Annotated in this window: 19 protein-coding genes and 1 pseudogene; 13 read left to right on the top strand and 7 right to left on the bottom strand. The window is 67.1% G+C overall.

Features of this window, described 5'->3' with window-relative positions; all coding sequences use genetic code 11:
* The first annotated feature begins 55 nt into the window (after nucleotides 1-55).
* From CLG85_RS13990 to CLG85_RS13970, 5 genes are all read left to right on the top strand, one after another.
* Entirely contained in the window at nucleotides 56-1,216 is a 1,161-nt protein-coding gene (locus tag CLG85_RS13990; protein ID WP_260349201.1) for a Gfo/Idh/MocA family protein, read from the top strand.
* On the top strand, nucleotides 1,216-2,100 hold the full coding sequence (locus tag CLG85_RS13985; protein ID WP_095883380.1) for a carbohydrate ABC transporter permease: 885 nt from the start codon (nucleotides 1,216-1,218) through the stop codon (nucleotides 2,098-2,100). The genes CLG85_RS13990 and CLG85_RS13985 overlap by 1 nt, the downstream gene beginning before the upstream one ends.
* A complete protein-coding gene (locus CLG85_RS13980; protein ID WP_217989793.1) occupies nucleotides 2,097-2,957 on the top strand; it encodes a carbohydrate ABC transporter permease in 861 nt (286 codons plus the stop codon). Before CLG85_RS13985 ends, CLG85_RS13980 begins: the two co-directional genes overlap by 4 nt.
* Nucleotides 2,958-3,148: 191 nt before the next feature.
* Nucleotides 3,149-4,357, top strand: coding sequence for an ABC transporter substrate-binding protein (locus tag CLG85_RS13975; protein WP_095883381.1), 1,209 nt, complete (start codon nucleotides 3,149-3,151; stop codon nucleotides 4,355-4,357).
* A gap of 85 nt (nucleotides 4,358-4,442) precedes the next feature.
* Nucleotides 4,443-5,567, top strand: a complete 1,125-nt coding sequence (locus CLG85_RS13970; protein ID WP_095883382.1) for an ABC transporter ATP-binding protein — start codon at nucleotides 4,443-4,445, stop codon at nucleotides 5,565-5,567.
* 144 nt (nucleotides 5,568-5,711) lie between these two features.
* Here the strand turns inward: CLG85_RS13970 and CLG85_RS13965 are convergent, their stop codons facing one another.
* Together CLG85_RS13965 and CLG85_RS13960 are read right to left on the bottom strand one after the other, a co-directional pair.
* Nucleotides 5,712-6,809 (bottom strand): D-TA family PLP-dependent enzyme, encoded by a 1,098-nt coding sequence (locus tag CLG85_RS13965; RefSeq protein WP_260349191.1) that lies wholly within the window; start codon nucleotides 6,807-6,809, stop codon nucleotides 5,712-5,714.
* Complete coding sequence (locus tag CLG85_RS13960; protein WP_260349186.1) at nucleotides 6,809-7,318, bottom strand: hypothetical protein; 510 nt, start codon at nucleotides 7,316-7,318, stop codon at nucleotides 6,809-6,811. Before CLG85_RS13960 ends, CLG85_RS13965 begins: the two co-directional genes overlap by 1 nt.
* A 150-nt stretch (nucleotides 7,319-7,468) precedes the next feature.
* Here CLG85_RS13960 and CLG85_RS27755 point away from each other — a divergent pair.
* The 5 genes and pseudogenes from CLG85_RS27755 to CLG85_RS13940 all read left to right on the top strand — a co-directional run.
* Nucleotides 7,469-7,555, top strand: a pseudogene (locus tag CLG85_RS27755) (RpiR family transcriptional regulator); the annotation flags it as partial.
* 64 nt (nucleotides 7,556-7,619) lie between these two features.
* Nucleotides 7,620-8,333 (top strand): MurR/RpiR family transcriptional regulator, encoded by a 714-nt coding sequence (locus CLG85_RS13955; RefSeq protein WP_260349184.1) that lies wholly within the window; start codon nucleotides 7,620-7,622, stop codon nucleotides 8,331-8,333.
* Between the two features lie 67 nt (nucleotides 8,334-8,400).
* Nucleotides 8,401-9,843 carry a M81 family metallopeptidase gene (locus CLG85_RS13950; RefSeq protein ID WP_095883803.1) on the top strand — a complete coding sequence of 481 codons (1,443 nt, stop codon included), beginning with the start codon at nucleotides 8,401-8,403 and terminating at the stop codon, nucleotides 9,841-9,843.
* 94 nt (nucleotides 9,844-9,937) lie between these two features.
* A complete protein-coding gene (locus CLG85_RS13945; RefSeq protein ID WP_260349179.1) occupies nucleotides 9,938-11,167 on the top strand; it encodes an MFS transporter in 1,230 nt (409 codons plus the stop codon).
* The gene (locus CLG85_RS13940) at nucleotides 11,164-11,904 is read left to right on the top strand and encodes a copper homeostasis protein CutC (protein WP_095881055.1); all 741 of its coding nucleotides are present in this window, start codon (nucleotides 11,164-11,166) and stop codon (nucleotides 11,902-11,904) included. Before CLG85_RS13945 ends, CLG85_RS13940 begins: the two co-directional genes overlap by 4 nt.
* Before the next feature lie 31 nt (nucleotides 11,905-11,935).
* Here CLG85_RS13940 and nagB read toward each other — a convergent pair whose 3' ends face one another.
* Both nagB and CLG85_RS13930 read right to left on the bottom strand, forming a co-directional pair.
* On the bottom strand, nucleotides 11,936-12,697 hold the full coding sequence (gene nagB / locus CLG85_RS13935; protein WP_095881056.1) for a glucosamine-6-phosphate deaminase: 762 nt from the start codon (nucleotides 12,695-12,697) through the stop codon (nucleotides 11,936-11,938).
* A 6-nt stretch (nucleotides 12,698-12,703) separates the two neighbouring features.
* On the bottom strand, nucleotides 12,704-13,102 hold the full coding sequence (locus CLG85_RS13930; RefSeq protein WP_095881057.1) for a RidA family protein: 399 nt from the start codon (nucleotides 13,100-13,102) through the stop codon (nucleotides 12,704-12,706).
* Between the two features lie 165 nt (nucleotides 13,103-13,267).
* On the opposite strand from CLG85_RS13930, the gene CLG85_RS13925 reads away from it, so the two are divergent.
* A complete protein-coding gene (locus CLG85_RS13925; protein WP_217989696.1) occupies nucleotides 13,268-14,098 on the top strand; it encodes a sugar phosphate isomerase/epimerase family protein in 831 nt (276 codons plus the stop codon).
* Between the two features lie 69 nt (nucleotides 14,099-14,167).
* Here the strand turns inward: CLG85_RS13925 and CLG85_RS13920 are convergent, their stop codons facing one another.
* Entirely contained in the window at nucleotides 14,168-15,073 is a 906-nt protein-coding gene (locus tag CLG85_RS13920) for a sugar phosphate isomerase/epimerase family protein (RefSeq protein ID WP_095881058.1), read from the bottom strand.
* A gap of 195 nt (nucleotides 15,074-15,268) precedes the next feature.
* Between CLG85_RS13920 and CLG85_RS13915 the strand changes: the two genes are divergently transcribed.
* Nucleotides 15,269-16,774: a GMC oxidoreductase gene (locus CLG85_RS13915; RefSeq protein ID WP_095881059.1), complete on the top strand. Its 1,506-nt coding sequence runs from the start codon at nucleotides 15,269-15,271 to the stop codon at nucleotides 16,772-16,774.
* Nucleotides 16,775-16,848: 74 nt separating this feature from the next.
* Nucleotides 16,849-17,916, top strand: a complete 1,068-nt coding sequence (locus CLG85_RS13910) for a Gfo/Idh/MocA family protein (RefSeq protein ID WP_095881060.1) — start codon at nucleotides 16,849-16,851, stop codon at nucleotides 17,914-17,916.
* Between the two features lie 47 nt (nucleotides 17,917-17,963).
* Here CLG85_RS13910 and CLG85_RS13905 read toward each other — a convergent pair whose 3' ends face one another.
* Both CLG85_RS13905 and CLG85_RS13900 read right to left on the bottom strand, forming a co-directional pair.
* Nucleotides 17,964-18,782, bottom strand: coding sequence for an XdhC family protein (locus tag CLG85_RS13905; RefSeq protein ID WP_260349146.1), 819 nt, complete (start codon nucleotides 18,780-18,782; stop codon nucleotides 17,964-17,966).
* 29 nt (nucleotides 18,783-18,811) lie between these two features.
* Nucleotides 18,812-19,497, bottom strand: a 686-nt coding sequence (locus tag CLG85_RS13900; protein ID WP_260349144.1) for a VWA domain-containing protein, incomplete at its 5' end; no start/stop codon positions are given.

Raw genomic sequence — 19,497 nt, 5'->3', positions numbered from 1 at the left:
CGTCACCCACCGTCGCGGAAGGCACCCTCGCCCGAGAGAAGAACAGGGATCGAGAATGAAAGTCGGCATCGTCGGTCTTGGGTATCGTCTAGGCTACCTGAGCCAGGTCTTCACGCAAATGCATCCTGATTTCGAGATCGCCGGCTACGTCGATCCCGCCCCTGCGGGCATGGGCCTGCTGGAGGAAAAGGGCATCTCCGCGGGCACCCGGTACGAGACCGTGCAAGAGCTTCTGAAGGCGGAAGACCTCGACCTGCTGATGGTGGGCTCGCCCAACTGCATGCACCTCGAACACATCCGCGCGGGTTTCGAGGCCGGCGTGAAGGTCTTCTCCGAAAAGCCCGTCGTCACCACCAAGGAAGACAGCTTCGAAATGGCCCGGCTGCTGGCCAAGTACGGTGTCGAGAACCTGCTGATCGGCCTCGTGCTGCGCTACGCGCCGCTCTACACAGACTTGCGCGCGGCGCAGGCGCGGGGCGAATTGGGGGACGTCGTCTCGATCGAGGCCAGCGAGCACATCCCGCCCTACCACGGCGCCTTCTTCATGCGCGACTGGAGGCGCTACGACCGCTGGGCCGGCGGCTTCATGCTGGAGAAATGCTGTCACGACATCGACCTTTACAACGGTGTCATCGGCGCCCGCCCCGAACGGGTGAGCAGCTTCGGCGGACGCCGCACGTTCGTGCCCGCCAACGACCCGCGCCACCGCGGCATCAACGACCTCGGCGTCTACACCCAGAAACCCTCGGGCTGGAACGGCACCGACAAGGTCTTCGACAGCGACGCCGAGATCATCGACTACCAGGTGGCCATCGTCGAATACGAGAATGGCGCGGCGCTGAACTTCCACACCAACCTCAACGTGCCCGATGACTTCCGCCGCTTCGCGGTGATCGGCACGCGCGGCATGGCCGAGGGCGATTTCGTCCGCGGCTTCCTCAATGTCACCGACAGCCACACCCGTCAGCCGCTCGAGCGCAAGACCTATCAGGCCAGCGACCTCTCGCAGCACTACGGCGCCGACGAGGAGATGGCCAAGGGCGTCATCGCCTCGGTGCTGACGGGCGCGAAACAGCCCGTCTCGGTGCTCGACGCGCTCGAGGCCGGGCTGCTCGCCATGGCGATGGACGAGGCGCGCGCCAAGCGCACGGTCATAGAGATGTCGCGCACCTGGGATCTCTATGACGAGGCCCTGACCGCGAAGGTCCCGGCCTGATGAGCGCGCAGAAGTCCGCCGTCATCTTTGCCTGGATCCTGCTGATCCCCGCGCTGGCCTATGTGTCCGCCATTGTGGTCTACCCGCTGCTGCAGACGGTGAACCTGTCGTTCACCGACGCCTCGCTGCGGCGCACCACAAATTACATCGGCTGGGAGAACTACGCGAAAATCTTCGACGCCGAATTCGCCACGATCATCGGCCGGACCTTCCTTTGGACCTTCCTGTCGGTCTCGATCAAGATGATCATCGGCACCGCCGGGGCGATGCTGCTCAATGCCGCCCTGCCCGGCCGGGCGCTCTTCCGCATCCTGACCATGCCGCCGTGGATCGTGCCCATGGCCATCGGCATCTTCATGTGGGGCTGGATGTACAACGGCCAGTTCGGAATGATCTCTGGCCTGCTGCAGCGCTTCGGGCTGGTCGACGGGCCGGTCGCTTTCCTCGCCTATGGCCACACCGCCTTCTGGGCGACGATCATCACCGACGTGTGGATCGGCGTGCCGATGGTGACGATGTACATGCTCGCCGCCGTGCAGTCGGTGCCGCAGGACCTGCACGAGGCCGCCTGGACCGATGGGGCGAGCCGTCTCTACCGGATGCGCCGGATCACTTTGCCGATGATCTTCCCGGCGGCGATCACCATGTCGATGATCTCGCTGATCTCGACCTTCAACTCGTTCGATCCGATCTGGATCCTGACCCAGGGTGGCCCCTCGGGCTCAACCACCACGATGATCATCGACACCTATTCGACCGCGCTCGGCTCCAAGAAGTTCGGCGAGGGCGCGGCGCGCGCCGTGGTGATCTGCCTGTTCCTGTCGGCCTTTGCCCTGCTCTACTTCCGCGCCGTCACCAAGCTGTCGAAGAGGATGACGACATGATGAAGAAAAACGCCATGATCGACCGCTATCGCTGGTGGGAAGTCGTCCTGATGTATTGCGGCATCTTCGTGTTCCTGTTCTTCGTGCTGGCCCCCTTCATCGAGGGCTTCCTGGTGTCGCTCAAGCCGCTCGGGCTGCTGTTCTCGACACCCTACCGCTTCCTGCCCGAGAACGGCTCGTTCAAGGCTTATTTCACCATGTGGGAAAGCGTGCCCGAGTTCGGCCGCTACATCTTCAACTCCTTCTTCATCTCGACAGTGATCACCGTTGTGGTGCTGCTGCTCGTGGTGCCCGCCTCCTACGCCTTCGCCCGGATCAACTTCCGCGGCTCGGGCACGCTGCTCGGTGCCTTCCTGGCGGTGAACATGTTCTCGGGCGCGGTGCTGCTGATCCCGCTGTTCCGGCTGATGCGCGCCTACGGCATGCTCAACACCTACTGGTCGATGATCGTGCCGGGCGTGGCCTTCCTGATCCCGACGGCGATCTGGCTGCTCTCGACCTACATGCGCCGCATCCCGCGCGAGTTGGACGAAGCTGCCTATGTCGATGGCGCCAGCCACTTCTACATCCTGCGCCGGGTGATCCTGCCGCTGGCGATGCCTGGCATCACCGTGGTCGCCATCACCACCTTCATCGGCGCCTACGCCCAGCAGTTCATCTTCGCGCTGACCTTCAACTCCAAGACCGAGTTCATGCCGCTTCCGATCGGCCTTTACGCCTACTTCGGTCGCCAGGAGGTGATCTGGAACGAGCTCATGGCCGCCAGCTTCGTCGGCATCGCCCCGGCGATGATCCTGATCTTCGCGCTGCAACGCTACCTTGTCGCCGGCCTCACCGCCGGGGCGGTGAAGCAGTAGGCCGCGCAAGACCCGGCGTCCGCGCCGCGCGCGCGGAAGCCCACCACGGCCCCCGAGGGAGGGGGTGACCGGCGGCTTCCGCATAAGGGGGCCGCAGAAGACCGCCCCGGGACAGGGGAGCCAGAAAGGCCCGCCGCACAAGCGGCAAGAACCGGCCCGCCCCAACAGGGCACCAACAGGAGAGAACAGAAATGACCAAGACCCTTCTTCGCACCGGCGCCGCGCTCGTCGCGCTGACCGCCGCAATGCCGGCCATGGCCGAAGAGATCACGATGATCGTCTGCGGCGACAACATGAACCCGGTCCAGCAGAAGTACATCGACCAGTGGGAAGCCGAGAACGAAGGCTGGACCGTGGCTCCCGAGGTCGTCGGCTGGGGCCAGTGCCAGGACAAGGTGACCACGCTCGCGGTCGCCGGCACCCCCGTGGGCCTCGCCTACGTCGGCTCGCGCACCCTGAAGGAATTCGCCGAGTTCGGCCTGATCGAGCCGGTGCCGATGAGCGACGAGGAAAAGGCGTCCTACTTCCCCAACGTGGTCGACACCGTGACCTACCAGGGCAAGCAGTGGGGCGTGCCGGTCGCCTTCTCGACCAAGGCCTTCTACTGGAACAAGGACCTCTTCAAGGAAGCCGGGCTCGACCCGGAAAGCCCGCCCAAGACCTGGGCCGAGGTCATCGACGCCGCCAAGGCCGTCACCGAGAACACCGACAGCGCCGGTTTCGGCCTCGTCGCCAAGACCTTCGACAACACCATGCACCAGTTCCTGCACTGGGTGTACACCAACAACGGCCAGGTCGTGGACGCCGATGGCAACATCGTGCTGAACTCGCCGCAGAACCTCGAAGCGCTGGAAGCCTACAAGGCCCTCGTCCCCTACTCGGAAGAAGGCCCGACCGCCTACGAGCAGAACGAGGTCCGCGCGATCTTCCTCGATGGCGGCGTGGCGATGATGCACGCCTCGATCGGCGCCGTCTCGCGCCTGCAGGACACCGACATCGACTGGGGCGTGGCCAACCTGCCGCTCGGCCCGGAAGCCGAAGGCCCCGGCACGCTGCTGATCACCGACAGCCTCGCCGTCTTCTCCGGCACCGGCTACGAGGAAAAGGCGATGGAGCTGGCCAAGTTCCTCACCGCGCCGGAAGCGCAGGAGGAATATGACCTTGCCGAGGGCCTCACCCCGCTGCGTCCCTCCGCTAAGATCGACGCGCTGGTCGCCGAGAACCCCTATTGGGCGCCCTACATCGACGGCATCGAGTTCGGTGGTCCGGAACCGCTCTTCACCGACTATCGCGGCTTCCAGAACGTCATGATCGAGATGGTGCAATCCGTGGTGACCGGCGCAGCCGAGCCCGCCGACGCGCTGGCCAAGGCCGACGCCGCGCTCAACGAGCTCGAGTGATGCAGCCTGAATGATCCGAGCCCACACGGGTTCTCATGGTCCGGACCTTCGGGTCCGGACCGCTTGAATAGGAAAGGACTTTCCCTTGGGACAGCTTGCCCTGAGCGGTGTGAAGAAACGCTTCAACAAATTTGAGGTCATCCACGGGATCGATCTCGACATCCGGGATGGCGAATTCGTCGTCTTCGTCGGGCCTTCGGGCTGCGGCAAGTCCACGCTGCTGCGGATGATCTGCGGGCTGGAAGAGATCACCGAGGGCGAGTGCACGATCGACGGGATCCGCGTCAACGACCTGCCCCCGGTCAAGCGCGGCATCGCCATGGTGTTCCAGTCCTACGCGCTCTACCCGCATATGTCGGTCTTCGAGAACATCGCCTTTCCGCTGCGCGTCGAGAAGCTTCCCGAGGCCGAGATCAAGGAGCGCGTGATGCGCGCCGCCCGGGTGCTGCAACTGGAAAACCGACTGCAGCAGAAACCGGGGAACCTCTCGGGCGGCCAACGCCAGCGCGTCGCCATCGGCCGCGCCATCGTACGCCAGCCGTCGATCTTCCTCTTCGACGAGCCCTTGTCGAACCTCGACGCCGCGCTGCGCGCAGAGATGCGCATCGAGTTGACCGCGCTGCACCAGAAGCTCAAGGCGACGATGATCTATGTCACCCACGACCAGGTCGAGGCGATGACCATGGCCGACCGCATCGTGGTGCTCGACGGGGGCAGCATCAGCCAGGTCGGCGCGCCGCTGGAGCTGTACCACAAGCCCGACAACCTCTTCGTCGCGGGCTTCATCGGCAACCCGCGGATGAACTTCCTGCCCGGCACCTGCACTGCGGTCGGCCCCGAGGGCGCCACGGTGAACCTCGTCACCGGCGGCACGATCACCGTGCCGGTCGAGGCGCCCCGCAGCCTCGAGGGCAACCCGATCACGCTCGGCATCCGCCCCGAGCACCTGAGCCAGGCCGGCGGCGATCTGTCGATCGACGTGGTTCCGACCGTGGTCGAACGGCTGGGGGTAAACACCGTGGCCTATGCCGAACTCGAGGGCGTGGGCACGATCTCCGCCCTGCTGCCGGGCTCCTCTCCGGTGGCGCCGGAGACGCCCGCGACGCTCTCCTTCCTTGCTGCCGACTGCCACCTCTTCGATGCCGAGGGCATGGCGCTCACACGCAAGGTCGACAGCTCGATGCCGATCCCGGCCGCGGCAACCGCGTAGTCCCCGCCAAAGAGGCGGCGCCCTCGGCGCAGGAGAGCAAACAAAGAGGACGCCCCCGCGATCCACGCGGGGGCGTTATCTTGTGACAGTGACGCTGTCACGAAGCGGCCACAGGCAGCAGGTCGCCGTGGCCTCAAGACACTCTCACCAGACGGTGCCGCGCGCCGCCACCTCAAGCACCCGGGTCACCGCCGCGCCATCGTGGAAGACCATCCGGTCGAAGAGGTTGGTGACGACGCAGGTGTGGTTCGGGATCACCCGCAAGACATCGCCCACTTTCGGCCCTTCGCCCGTGATCCCCGAGAGATCGACCACGCCGTGCTCTTCCGACAGGCCGGAGATCCGCGCGCCGGGGTATTCAACGACGAGCCCGTGGTCCTGAAAGCCCAGCAGGTCCGAGGTCAGCGCCTTCGAGCCTGCATCGATCACTGCACGGTCCGGCGTCGGGCGCGAGACCACGGTGACCAGAATGTGCATGGCGCAATCCTCCAGGGAGGCATGGCCCGCCCGCACCATCGCGCGGTCGTTGTAGACATAAGTCCCGGCGCGGTGCTCGGTCGCGGAAGGGATGTCCCCGGCGGCAAAGAAATCCGGCGTGCCGCCGACCGTCACCACCGGGCACTCGAGCCCCGCCGCGTCCAGCAGCGCCTTCGCCGAAGTCACAAACCGCTCGACCGCCGCGGCGCCGCCCGGTGCCGGGTAGGTCATCAGCCCGCCGAAGCGCAGCCCCTCCGCCGCCGCGATCTCGGCCGCGAGGGCCGCCGCCGCCTCGGGCGTCTGCACACCGCAGCGCTTGCCGCCGGTGTCGCATTCGACCAGCACCGTCAGCGGGGCACCCGCGCCGAAGGTCGCGGCAAGCCCGGCCACGACCTCGGAGCTGTCCGCCGTCACCGACAGGCGCGCCACCCGCGCGTTCAGCGCGTCCAGTCGCGCCAGACGGGCCGCCCCGAGGATGTTGTAGGTGATCAGGATGTCGTCGAAGCCGGCTTCGGCGAAGACCTCCGCCTCGGTCACCTTCTGGCAGTTGATCCCCACAGCTCCCGCCGCGATCTGCGCGCGCGCGACCTCGGGCAGCTTGTGCGTCTTGATATGCGGGCGGAAGGACCTGCCGAGCCTATCCATATGCGTCTGCGCGCGGGCGATGTTGGCCGCCATGCGCGCCTCGTCGATGACCGGCAGCGGCGTCAGCAGCTCGGAAAGCGGCGTGCCCGGCGCGGGCCAGATGTTTGCCAGATCCGACATCAGTGCCCCGCGTAGGGCAGGTAGCCGACGAAGCCGGCGATCTTCCAGCCGTTCGCCGTCTCGCGGCAGGTATAGAGCGTCTGCCACAGCAGCCTGTCCTCGCCGCCATCGGCGCGCTTGATCGTGCCGTCGAACTTCTTGCGCACCAGCGCAACAGGCCCGTCGATCTCGATCTCCTCGAGTTTGGTCGCGCGGAAGATGCCCGCGCGTTGGTCCTCGGCATAGTCGGTCTTCTGCCCCTCCGCGGCCTGCCGCAGCCATTCGTCGCGATAAGCCTCCAGCGAGGCGAAGGAAAGCGTCCAGTTCTGCGGATCAGGATCGAAGTTGCCGTTCATCCCGATGAAGTTCTCGGAGAGGAAATCGCCCTCGATCATCCCCCAGTCGGCGCCGATGAAGGCGTCGATGTCGCGCGGCACCAGCATCTCCCAGATGGCGTGGCGGGCGCTGTCCTCGGGCGCAAAGGGGTTCTGCATCGGATCACGCATCTCGGCGGCCTCTTTCCGTGTCATGTTGCAAATTATTTTCGTAGATTGCCGAAAACACTGGCCACTCTTGAGGTCACATGCGAAAGTGTCAACGAAAATAAGAAAATGATTTTCGGAACCGAGGTGTTTTCCGCCACCTCAAGGGGCCGATGAAGCCGCCGGAGGGGACGGGCGATGGATATCTTTGCAACGCTGATGCAGGAGGGGCTGAAACTCTCGCACTCCGAACAGCGCATCGCCGACTTGGTGCTGAAGGACATCGACTTCGCCACCAATGCCTCGATCACAGACCTCGCCGCAAGGGCCGAAGTGTCGCCCCCCCACCGTGACCCGCTTCTGCAGGCGGCTCGGCTGCAACTCCTTCTCGGATTTCAAGGTCACGCTGGCCAAGTCCTCCTATGTCGGGCTGCGCTACCTGCGCCCCGAGGCGAAATCCTCGACCCCCTCGGAAGTGGCCGAGGACATCGTCACCAAGGCGCAGAAGGCGCTCTTCATGATGCATGACGCGCTCGACATGGCGGCGATGGAGCGCGCCGCCCAGACTCTCTCGGGTGCCGAGATGATCTATGCCTTCGGTTCGGGCGGCAATTCGTCGATGATCGTCAACGAGATGCAGAACCGGCTGTTCCGCCTCGGCGCACGGATCACCACCTCGACCGACCACGGCATGCAGATGATGCAGGCCTCGGCGGTCACGCCGCGCGACGTGGTGATCGGGTCGTCCTTCTCGGGGCGCAACGCCGAGCTGGTGCGCGCCTTCGGCCTCGCCCGCGACCAGGGGGCGAAGACCATCGCCCTCACCCAGTCCGGCTCGCCCGTGGCCGAGGCCGCGGACATGGTGCTCGCCGTCGACCTGCCCGAGGGCGAGAACATCTTCCGCCCCTCCTCGACCCGCTACGCCATGCTGGCCGTCGTCGACATCCTCGCCAATCTCGTCGCCTACACCAACCGCAAGGAAAGCGCCGCCACCCTGCGCCGGATCAAGGAGAGCCTGATCCGCCACCGCGATGGCGACGACCGCCAGCTCCTGGGCGACTGAGCCCGCAAGAGGCCGCACCCAAGGCAGCCCGCCCCCGCAACGCCAGACCAACAGGCCAGAGACTCCCATGACCACGAAGAAACGGATCGCCGTCGGCGGCATCCACACCGAATGCTCGACCTACAACCCCGTGCTCATCCGGGCTGAGGATTTCACCGTGATGCGCGAAGACGAACTCACCGCCTCGGCCCACTTCGCCTTCCTGCCGCAGCAGGACGTCGAGATCCTGCCGTTGCTGCACGCCCGCGCCGTGCCCGGCGGGCCAGTGGATCGCGCCGCCTACGACGGCTTCAAGGCCAACCTGCTGTCCCGGCTCGAAGCGGCGCTGCCGCTCGACGGCATCTATCTCGCCATGCATGGCGCGATGCACGTGGACGGCATGTGGGACGCCGAAGGCGACTGGATCAAGGCGGTGCGCGATCTCGTCGGCCCCGACGTGCCGATCTCGGTCAGCTACGACCTGCACGGCAACGTCAGCCAGCGCATCATCGACCAGATCGACATGTTCGCCGCCTATCGCACCGCGCCGCATATCGACGTGGCCGAGACCATGCAGCGCGCCTGGGAGATGCTGCTGCGCTGCCTGCGCAGCGGCGAGAAGCCCTTTGTCACCTGGGCGAAGATCCCCGTGCTGATGCCGGGCGAGCGCTCCTCGACCGAGGACCAGCCGGCGAAATCACTCTATGCCGCCCTGCCCGGCCATGACCTGCGCCCGGGTATTTGGTCCGCCGACCAGATGGTCGGCTACGTCTGGGCCGACGAGCCGCGCGGCACCGCGGCGGCCATCGTCACCGCCACCGATCCCGCCGAGGCCGAGGCCGTTACGACCGAACTGGCGCAGGCCTACTGGGATGCGCGCGGAGACTTCGCCTTCGGCCCCGTGACCGGCCCGCTGGACGAGATGCTGGAGATCGCTGCCAAGGCAGGCACCGCGCCGGTGATCCTCGCCGAGAGCGGCGACAACCCCACCGGCGGCGGGGTCGGCGACAATGGGCTCGTGCTGAAGGCGCTGATCGAGCGGGATTGGCAAGACGCACTCATCGCCGGGATCACCGACCCCGAGGCCGTCGCCGCCTGCTTCGCCGCCGGCCTCGGCGCCGAGCTCGAGTTGACCGTCGGCGCGAAGCTCGACCCGGCAGGCGAAAGCGCCAGCGCCCGCTTCACCGTGGTGAACCTCGTGGAGGGCGCCGGCGGCGCCTTTGCCCAGGCCGTGGTGAAGACCGGCGGGATCACCGTCGTGCTCGCAGCGCGGCGCAGGCCCTACCACAATTTCGAGGATTTCGATCTCCTCGGCCTCGACCCGCGCAAGGTCGGCCTGCTGGTGGTGAAATCGGGGTACCTGTCGCCGGATCTCGCGCCGATCGCCAACCCGAACCTCATGGCGTTGACCGATGGCGTGGTGAACCAGGACATCCCGCGCCTCGAGAGCCGCCACCGCGCACCGGGCCTCTACCCCTGGGATATGGAAGCGACCTTTACCCCCGCCCCCGCCCGCTCCGCCCGCGCGTGAGCTGACAGCTCATCACGCCCCTCGGCGCACGAAGCCGCGCCGAGGAGCCCTCCGTTCCCCCGCGGCCCGCGAGCCGCGCCCCTCCGAGAGCCCGATGTTCGACATCCTCAAGTCCCTTCGCGCCTCGCCAGGTCTGCGGGCCTGCGCCGCGGCGGTCTTCTGCTGCGGCATCGCGGCGGCCTCGACCGCGCCCTACAAATCGGTGGTGGCGATCCGCGAACTGGGTCTCTCGGACAGCGCTTTCTCCGCGCTCACCCTGACTGCGGCGATCATCAACGTGCTGGCCTCGATCTACCTCGGCATGCTGGCGGACCGCGACACGGGCTACCGCAAGCTGCTGATGTGGCTCGCCGCCATCGGCATCGCCGGCTACGGGGCGATCTTCCTCTTCCCGCAGCCCGCCGTCTTTGTGCTCGCCCTGCTGTTGCCCGTGTCGATCTTCAACGGGCTGACACCGATGCTCTTCGCCGCCGGGCGGGTGTTTTCCGACGGGCTGCCGAGCGCCGACCGCGCCGCCATGTCCTCGGTCCTGCGCGGCATGGTCTCGGCGGCATGGATTCTCGTGCCCGGGGTGCTGGGCTTCGCGCTGGCCGGGCGCGGCTCGATGCTGCCCGCCTTCCTCGTGGCGGCGCTGGCTGCCGCCGCGGTCCTGATCGTGCTGAAGCTGACCATGCCCCGCGGCGGCAGCGGCGATCCGGCGAAGCGCCCGCCCAAGGTCTCGCTGCTCGGCGCCTTCGGGCTGCTGGCCCGCCCCTCGGTGACGATGCGCGTGCTCGGCACCGCGGCAATCACCTCAGCGATCCACGTGCATGCCGCCGTCATGCCGTTGATCATGACCGGCCGCGCCGGAGGCAGCACCGGCGATGTGGGGATCACCGTCGGCATCGTCGCCGGCATGGAGCTGGTCTTCCTGCTCGCCTGGGCACGGATCACCCGCTACATCTCGACGGTCACCACGCTGGCCATCGCCATGGCACTCTACACCGGCTACCTCGGCACCATCGCCCTCGCCACTTCGCCGGGCATGATCATCGCCGGCGCCTTTCTCGGAGGCACCGCGGCCTCGGCCCTGATCACCCTGCCGCTGGGCTACCTGCAAGAGCTGATCGCGGACCGCCCCGGCCTCTCGGCCTCGCTGATCTCGCTGAACCTCTTTCTCGCGGGCGCCATCGCCGCCGGGCTCTTCGGCCTCGGCACCAGTATCGGCAGCTATTCCACGGTCGCCTTCATGGGCATTGCCGTCGGTCTTGCCGGGGCGCTCGGCCTCGTGGCACTGGAACGCTGGCGCCCAATCCCGTCACTTGGCGCAGAGGAGATGTCATGACCCGCATCCTGGAGATTTGCGTCGACAGCCCCTCCGGTCTTGCCGCGGCCATCGAGGGCGGCGCGGACCGGATCGAGCTCTGTGCAGCGCTGGCGCTTGGCGGGCTTACCCCGAGCCCCGGCCTTATCTCCCTCGCCGCCCGCGCGCCGATCCCGGTCATGGCAATGATCCGCCCCCGCGCCGGAGGTTTCGACTGGAGCGAAGAGGAGGTCGGCACCATGGAGGTAGAGATCGCCGCCGTGGCCCGCGCCGGTCTCGCGGGCGTGGTGATCGGTGCGACGCGCTCCGAGGCGGGCTCTGTGACGCTCGACCTGCCCGTCATGCAGCGGCTGGTTGCCGCGGCAAAGGGCCTCGATCTCACCCTGCACCGCTGCATCGACCTCATGGAGGATCCGCTCGAAGCCCTCGATCAAGCGGCGGCACTTGGCATCTCGCGCATCCTCAGCTCGGGCGGCGCCGCTACGGCGACCGAAGGTCTGGCCCGGCTGCAAGGGATGACCGCCCATGCCGGGCGTCGGCTGAGCATCATGCCCGGCGCCGGGGTCTCCGCCGCCACCCTGCCCGGCCTGCTCGAGGTGCTCGCACCGAGCGAAGTCCATGCCTCCGCCTCGCAACCCGATCCGGGGACCGGCGCCATTGCCCGCTTCGGTTTCCAGCCCGAGAGCGCGCGACGCACCGATGCCGCCACCGTGGCGGGGTTGAAGCGCCTGCTCTTGAACCACGAAGGGCGGCCCTAGGACCGCCCTATCACCTCGACCGGCGCTCCGCTCACTCGGGGTGCACGTCGAGGTAATAGTCGAAAAGCTCCAGCTCGCTCGCCGCAGCCCGGTCGAGCACCAGCGTCGCATGGCGGTGCATCTGCAGCACGCTGCCCGGCCATCGCGCCGAAACCGGCCCCTCGATGACCTGCGCCACCGCCCGCGCCTTGGCCGTGCCGGTCGCGACCAACAGCACCTCGCGCGCCCGCATGATCGTGCCGATGCCCATGGTGATCGCCAGCCGCGGCGGCTCCTCGCCCTCCGGGAAATAGCGGCTGTTGGCCTCGCGTGTGGAGCGCTCCAGCGTCTTCAGCCGGGTGATAGAGCTGAGGCTCGAGGTCGGCTCGTTAAAGCCGATGTGCCCGTTCAGCCCCAGCCCGAGAAGCTGCAGGTCAATATCACCCGCCGCAGCGATGGCGGCCTCGTAGCGCGCGGCCTCGGCCTCTGGGTCCGCCACCTCGCCCATGGGCAGATGCGCGGACCCGGGCGCGATATCGATCTGGTCGAAGAGCTTCTCGGCCATGTAGCGGCGATAGGAGCAGGGGTGATCCCCCGAAAGCCCCACATATTCGTCGAGGTTGAAGCTCTGCGCACCGGCAAAGGAGGCGCTGCCCGCGCGGTGCAACGCGATCAGCTGTTCATAGACCGCCTCCATCGTCCCGCCCGTCGCGAGGCCCAGCACCGAGGCGGGCTTGGCGGTGACCTGCGCGGCGATGATCTCGGCCGCGCGCGCCGCCGCCGCCGCCGCATCCCCAAGGATCAGGATCTTCACCGCGGATCAGCCCTTCAGCGGGTTGTAGGCGATCACGTCCATCTCGACCTTGGCGTCGACCATCAGCGGCGACTCCACGGTCGAACGCGCGGGCGGGTGGATGCTGAAGTGCTTCTTGAAGACGGCGTTGAACGACGAGAAATCGCGCGCGTCATCGAGCCAGACCCCCACCTTCACCACGTGCTCGAGCCCGCAGCCCGCCAGCGCCAGCACTTCCTTGATGTTCTCGATCACTACTTCGGTCTGCACGGCGATATTGCCCACGACCACCTCGCCGTCGCGCGTCGGCACCTGCCCCGAGACGAAGACGAAATCCCCGGCGCGCACGGCCTTGGAAAAGGGGCGCTCCTGGCCGCCGGCCTGGGTGTCGGCGGCGTCGAGGCGTTGGATACCGGGAATGGTCATGGCAGGGGCTCCAAGAAATTGATTTTCTTTTTTTCTGGCGTGATCGGCGAAGTTAGGCAATAGATTCCTCGGAATTTGCGCAAATTGATGAAAGAAATTTCCACTCTCCGCACAAAGACACGCGCCCTCCCGTCCCGGCGCATGACACAAGGACCGAGCCGTTCGATGACCAAACCGCCCACCAGCCCGCTTCCCTTCGCCCGGATCAGCCTCAAGTGGAGCATGATCGAAGCCCCAGAGCTGAACATCGCCGAGACCTTGGCCATGCTCGCCGAGCTGGGTTACGACGGGGTCGAGATCGACGCCCCGACGGACATGCCGCTGGACGACCTGATCGCCGCCAGCACGGCCAGCGGCGTCGCCCTGCCCGGGGTGATCAACGCGCGCCACTGGAGCCACCCGCTCTCCTCGCCCGACGCCGAGACCCGCGCCGCGGGCGTAAATGGGATGGTCGCGGCGCTGGAGACCGCGCGGACCATCGGTGCGGAAACCGTGCTGCTGGTGCCCGGCGTAGTCAGCCCCGAGGTCAGCTATGCCGCCGCCTGGGACCGGGCCATCGCCGGCGTCGAGCAGCTGCTGCCCCATGCCGAGCGTACCGGCGTGCGCATCGCCATCGAGAACGTCTGGAACAACTTCCTGCTCAGCCCGCTCGAGGCCGCGGCCTTTCTCGACCATTTCGACCACCCGCTGTTGGGCTGGTATCTCGACATCGGCAATATCCTCCGCAACGGCTATCCGACCGACTGGATCGAGGTGCTGGGCGAGCGCATCTGCCGGGTCGATCTCAAGGAATACAGCCGCAGCAAGATGGATGCCGAGGGGCCGTGGAAAGGCTTCGACATCGAGCTTGGCGAGGGCGATTGCGACTGGCCCGCAGTGAACGCGGCGCTGCGCGGGATCGGCTACAGCGGGTGGGCCTCGGTCGAGGTGCCCGGCGGTGGCCGCGCGCGACTCGCAGAGATCCGGGCGCGGGTAGAGGCGCTGCGCGTCCTCTGAGGACCCACGCAACAGGAAGGGGCCCGCCGGGACAACCGGCGCGCCCCTTTTGCCTAGCGGCTCCCGTGCTCAGGCGACCAGCTCGGCCTTCACCTCGTCGAAGATCCGGATGACGTTGCCAAGGCCGGTGTCGCAGCCCATGAGCGTCGGCTCGTTGCCCTCGAACTCCAGCGAAACGTAGCCGTCGAATCCCGCGCCCACGATGGCCCGGACAATCTCCCGCGTCTCCAAGTCGCCGAAACCGAAGACCGTGCCGACGATGTGCCGCCCGCCCAGCGTCTCGAGCCAGCCCGGCCCCGGATAGCGTTTGCGCAGCAGGAAATCCTTCAGGTGCACGAAGCTGGCGATATCGAGGCAGTTGCGCGTCGCCATCAGCGGGTCCTCGTCGACACAGAGGAAATTGCCGACATCCAGCGTCATGCGGAAGTTCGGGCTGCCCACCGCGTGCACGAGGCGGCGACAGCGCTCGCTCGAGTTCATCAGGAAGCCATGGTTCTCGATGCTTGTCACCACGCCCCGGGTCGCCGCGTGCTCGGCCAGTTCCAGACAGGCTTCGGTGATCACCGGGAAGAGCGCCTCGACCTGCGCGTAGGTCTCAGGCCGCAGCGCCCAGGGGACGACGTCGGTGCGCAGGAACCCCACCCCCATGTCGGCGCAGAGATCGACGTAGCGCTTGGCCCGGTCGATCTGCGCCCGGCGCGTGGCCGCGTCTTCATCAATGAAGCTTGCCGGGATGCAGAGGCCCGACAGTGCAATGCCCGAATTCGCGCCAGCCGCCTCGAGCCGCGCCCGGGTTTCGGCGTCCTCATAGAGCTCGTACTCCAGCATGGTCTCGAGGCCCTGGCCGATGGTCAGAGTGGCCAATTCCATATGGGTTCCGCCCGAGGCCGCGATCTGCTCGAACACCCCTTCGAGGGTGATCTCCTGACGCCGCAGGAGCGGCTGGAAACTGTAGGAACTGACGCCGAATTGCATGGCAAATCCTTGTTTTCACGTGGGAACGGAGGCGCCGCGCAGCAAGTGGCGGCTGGCTTCCACGGGACGCTAACATCCGAAAATATTTTACACAACCTTATTGACTTTGCAGCATTCACCGGCGTTCATGCGGCTTAAAGTGAAAAGAATTTACGTCAGTCCACGCCCACATCACGTCCACCTGGAGTTCCGACCATGACCACCCGAGCCGCCGATGTCGTCATCGTGGGCAGTGGCCCGACCGGGTCCACCTACGCGCGGATCATCCGCCGCGACTGGCCCGACGCGCGCATCCTCATGGTCGAGGCGGGTCCCAAGGCCACGCCCGAGATCGGCAAGCATCTCGACAACCTGCCCGACGCCGCCCGCACCGAGGCACAGCTCCTCGCGCAGGGACCGAAGCGCGGCATCTCCTACGCGCCGATGACCCGCGACGAATGGGAGGCCCGCAAGGCCGGCAAGCACGACGCCTCGCTGCAGCGCCGTCCGGGCCTCTTCTTCGCCAATACCGACACGCCCGACGAGACCGCCTTTGCCGGCTTCGCCGCAGCTTCGGTCGGCGGCATGGGCGTGCAATGGACCTCGGGCTGCCCGCATCCCTCGAAGTCCGAGCGCGTGCCCTTCATCGACGAGGCCGAGATGGAAGCCGCGCTGCAGTTGGCCGACGAACTTCTGGGCTCGAACAAGCACCCCTTCCCCGGCTGCAAGGGCTCCGAGGAAATGCGCCGCCGGCTCGGCGAGGTGTTCAACCCCGGGCGCCCCGAAGACCGCAAGGTGCAGCCCATGCCGCTGGCTTACACGGTGACCGAAGAGGGCGTCATAACCCATGGCACCGACCACATCCTCGGCGAGATGGTGAACGAGCCCGAGGAGATGTTCCGCATCCTTCCCGAGACCGCCTGCCGCCGCATCCTGCACGAGAACGGCATCGCCACCGGCGTCGAGTTGGTCAGCATGACCAGCGGCGAGACCTGGCGGGTCGAGGCGGGCACCGTGGTCGTGGCGGCGGACTCGCTGCACGGGCCGCAGCTGCTTTTTGGATCGGGCATCCGCCCCGAGGCGCTGGGGCGCGGCATCAACGATCACTACCTGATCAACCGCTTCTTCATCACCGACATCGAAGGTCCGCTCACCTCGATGTCCTGGATCCCGCGCGTCGACGCCGAGGACTTCCCCTTCTCGGTCACCATCCACGGCAATGACCCGGCCAAATTTCCCTTCCCCGAGGAAATAGAGGGCACGCTGGTCGGCATGGGACTCTTCGTCGCCGCCGATCCCCGCCCCGAGAACCGGATCATCTTCGACGAGGACAATCTCGACTGGAAGGGCCTGCCCAGCTTCTCGATCCACGCGCCAGTCAGCGAGGTCGACGAAAAGCGCATCGAGATGGGCAAGGCGATGGCCGAGAAGATCGGCACCACGCTGGGCAGGCTGCTCGACGGCTTCGCCACGGTCCGCATCCCTACCGGCAACTCGCTGCACTACCAGGGCACCATGCGCATGGGCGAGACGGATGACGGCACCAGCGTCTGCGACCGCTACAGCCGGGTCTGGGGCTTCGAAAACCTGCATGTCGCGGGCAACGGCATCATTCCCACGGTGACCGCCACCAACCCCACGCCCTTCATCGTGGCGCTGGCCAGCATCGGCGCGCAGAAGATCGCCGAAGCGCGCCGCGCCGTGGCCAAAGCCGACGCCTGACCCACCTTGACGCGCCGCCCTGCATACGCGGGTGCGGCGCGCCCTGCCGCCCAGCAAGAAAGACGACAGACCCGATGACCGATCTCGCCAGCAAGAAACTCTCCGTCATGGTCGTGGGCCTTGGCCAGATGGGACAGAGCCACGCCCTCGCCTACCATGCCCACCCCGGCTTCGAGATCATCGGCTTGGTGAACCGCTCGAAACGCGATCTGCCAAAGGAGCTTGCGCACTACCCGCTGCACCATGACTTCGAGACGGCGCTGGCCGAGCTGAAGCCCGACGTGGTCTCGATCGCCACCCATACCGACACCCATGCCGATTACGCCATCACCGCCATCGAGGCCGGCGCGCATGTCTTCGTGGAAAAGCCGCTCGCCGCCAATGTCGCCGATGCCGAGCGCGTCGTCGCCGCCGCCAAGGCGCACGGAAGCAAGCTGGTCGTCGGCTACATCCTGCGCCACCACCCCTCGTGGATGCGCCTGATCTCCGAGGCGCGCGACCTAGGCGGCCCCTACGCTTTCCGCATGAACCTCAACCAGCAGTCGAGCGGCACCGCCTGGAAGATCCACCAGGAGATCCTCAAGACCACCTCGCCCATCGTCGACTGCGGCGTGCACTACGTCGATGTCATGTGCCAGATCACCGACGGCAAGCCGGTCGAGGTGCGCGGCATGGGCGTGCCCTTCGCCAAGGGGCTGAAAGAGGGCATGTACAACTACGGCCAGTTCCAGGTGCTCTTCGACGACGGCAGCGTCGGCTGGTACGAAGCCGGCTGGGGGCCGATGATCTCGGAGGCTGCCTATTTCGTGAAGGACGTCATGTCGCCGAACGGCGCCGTGTCGATCGTCATGGAGGAAAAGACCGGCTCGGCGGACATCAACTCGCACACCCAGACCTCGCGCCTGCGTGTCCACCATGCCGAGACCGGCGAGAATGGCGAACTCCTGCGCGAGGACGAATGGCTGAGCATGGAGGGCGAGCCGGACCACCAGGGGCTCTGCGACCGCGAGCAGGACTACCTCTACCGCGCCATCGTGGGCGACGTTGACCTGACCCGCCACATGAGCGACGCCGTCGCCTCGCTCGGCATCTGCCTCGCGGCGGACGAGAGCATCCGCACGGGACAGCCGGTGAAACTCTGAGCCGAAGGGGCGAGCGCGTCCATGACCCTTTCCGCGCCGTTGCCCGGCTAGGCCCGGCTCTCGTGCTCCGCGTCTCGAGGCGCACGGGTACGGTCGGTGTTGCGCCACAGGATGATCTCGGCCAGCACCGAAAGTGCTATCTCCTGCGGATCGATGGCGCGAATGTCGAGCCCCGCCGGGGACTTCAGCCGGGCCATCCGCTCGGCCGCCACGCCCGCATCGGCCAGCTTGGCGCAGAGCGCCTCGGCCTTGCGCCGTGAGGCGACCATGGCGATGCGGGCCGCCGGGCTCTCCAGCGCCGCGCGCAGGCAGGCAAGGTCCTGCGTGCCCTGGCTGGCGACCACGACGAAATCCCGAGGCCCTACCGGCAGCGCCGAGAGGTCGGCGTCGGGAAAGCGTGTCGCGCTCCCGGGCCCTTCGGCACCCTCGGGCAGGGCCAGCCGATAGCCCGCCAGCGCCGCATGCGAGGCCAGCGCGCGGCTGATCGGCGTGTCGCCGAAGATCACCAGCAGCGGCGGCAACTCGTAGGGCTCGAGAAGCAGGTCCACCGTGCCGCCCGAGGGGCAGCCGCTTTTGAACACCTGCGCCCCGTCGGCATCGGTCAGCGCCACGACCTTGTCCGAGGGTTTTACCCGGATGAGCCGGGTTTGGCCGCAGGAAATCGCCTCCTGCCCCGCCGCCAAGACTGCGCGCTTCACGCAGGCGCCGCCGAGATGGCCAAGCAGCTCGCCGGTCTCGGTCACCACCGCCTTGGCCCCGGCCTTAGCAGAGGTCACATCCGCGGTGCGCACCACCGTGGCGACACAGAACGGCCGGCCCGCCCGGCGCTGCCGGTCAATCACGTCGAAGATGTCGAAATCGGCCATCGGAGACCCTTTCCTAATCAGACTCCTCGTCAGAGCCTTGCGAATTCAGGTTCGAGCGCCGCCAGAGCCTCGATCGTGTTGGCGGGCAGATGCGCGTCGAGATGGGGCAGCGCTGCCGCGATCGCGACGGCGACCGGCGCGTAGCCCTGCCAGCCGAGCAGCGGGTTCAGCCAGACGATCCGCCCCGCCCTGCGGCGGATGCGGGCCAGCGCCGCGGCCAGCGCCTCGGGGCGGCCGGTGCAATACCCGTCCGAAAGGATCAGAACGACCGTCCGCCGCGACAGCGCCTTGGCGGCATGGGCCTCGACGAAGGTTCCGAGCGAGGCGCCGATGTCGGTGCCGCCGCCGAAACCTTCGGCCATGAGGCTGAGCCGCCCGGCGGCGCGCAGCGTGTCGCGGTCGCGCAGGGCGGGCGTGATGCGCATCAGCCGGGTGTGGAAGAGGTAGGCGTCCGCCGTGGTGTCGGCATCCACCAACCCCTTGATGAAGGCCAGGAAGACCCGCGCATAGACCGTCATCGAGCCTGACACGTCGCAGAGTGCGACGATGCGCATGGGACGCTCCGGGCGGGCCCTGCGGTGCAGGTCCAGGGGCTCACCACCCCGCGCCAGCGAGGCCCGCAGGATCCGCCGCATGTCGAGTTCGGACCCGCGCCGGGCCTGCCGGCGGCGGCGCGAGCGCCGGTCACGGATGGCGCGGGCAAGATCGCGGGCGG

This window comes from Alloyangia mangrovi, assembly GCF_002300555.2.
GTDB lineage: Bacteria > Pseudomonadota > Alphaproteobacteria > Rhodobacterales > Rhodobacteraceae > Salipiger > Salipiger mangrovi.
Note: the sequence above shows the minus strand (reverse complement) of the source record. Positions and strands in the feature narration are given on the sequence as shown.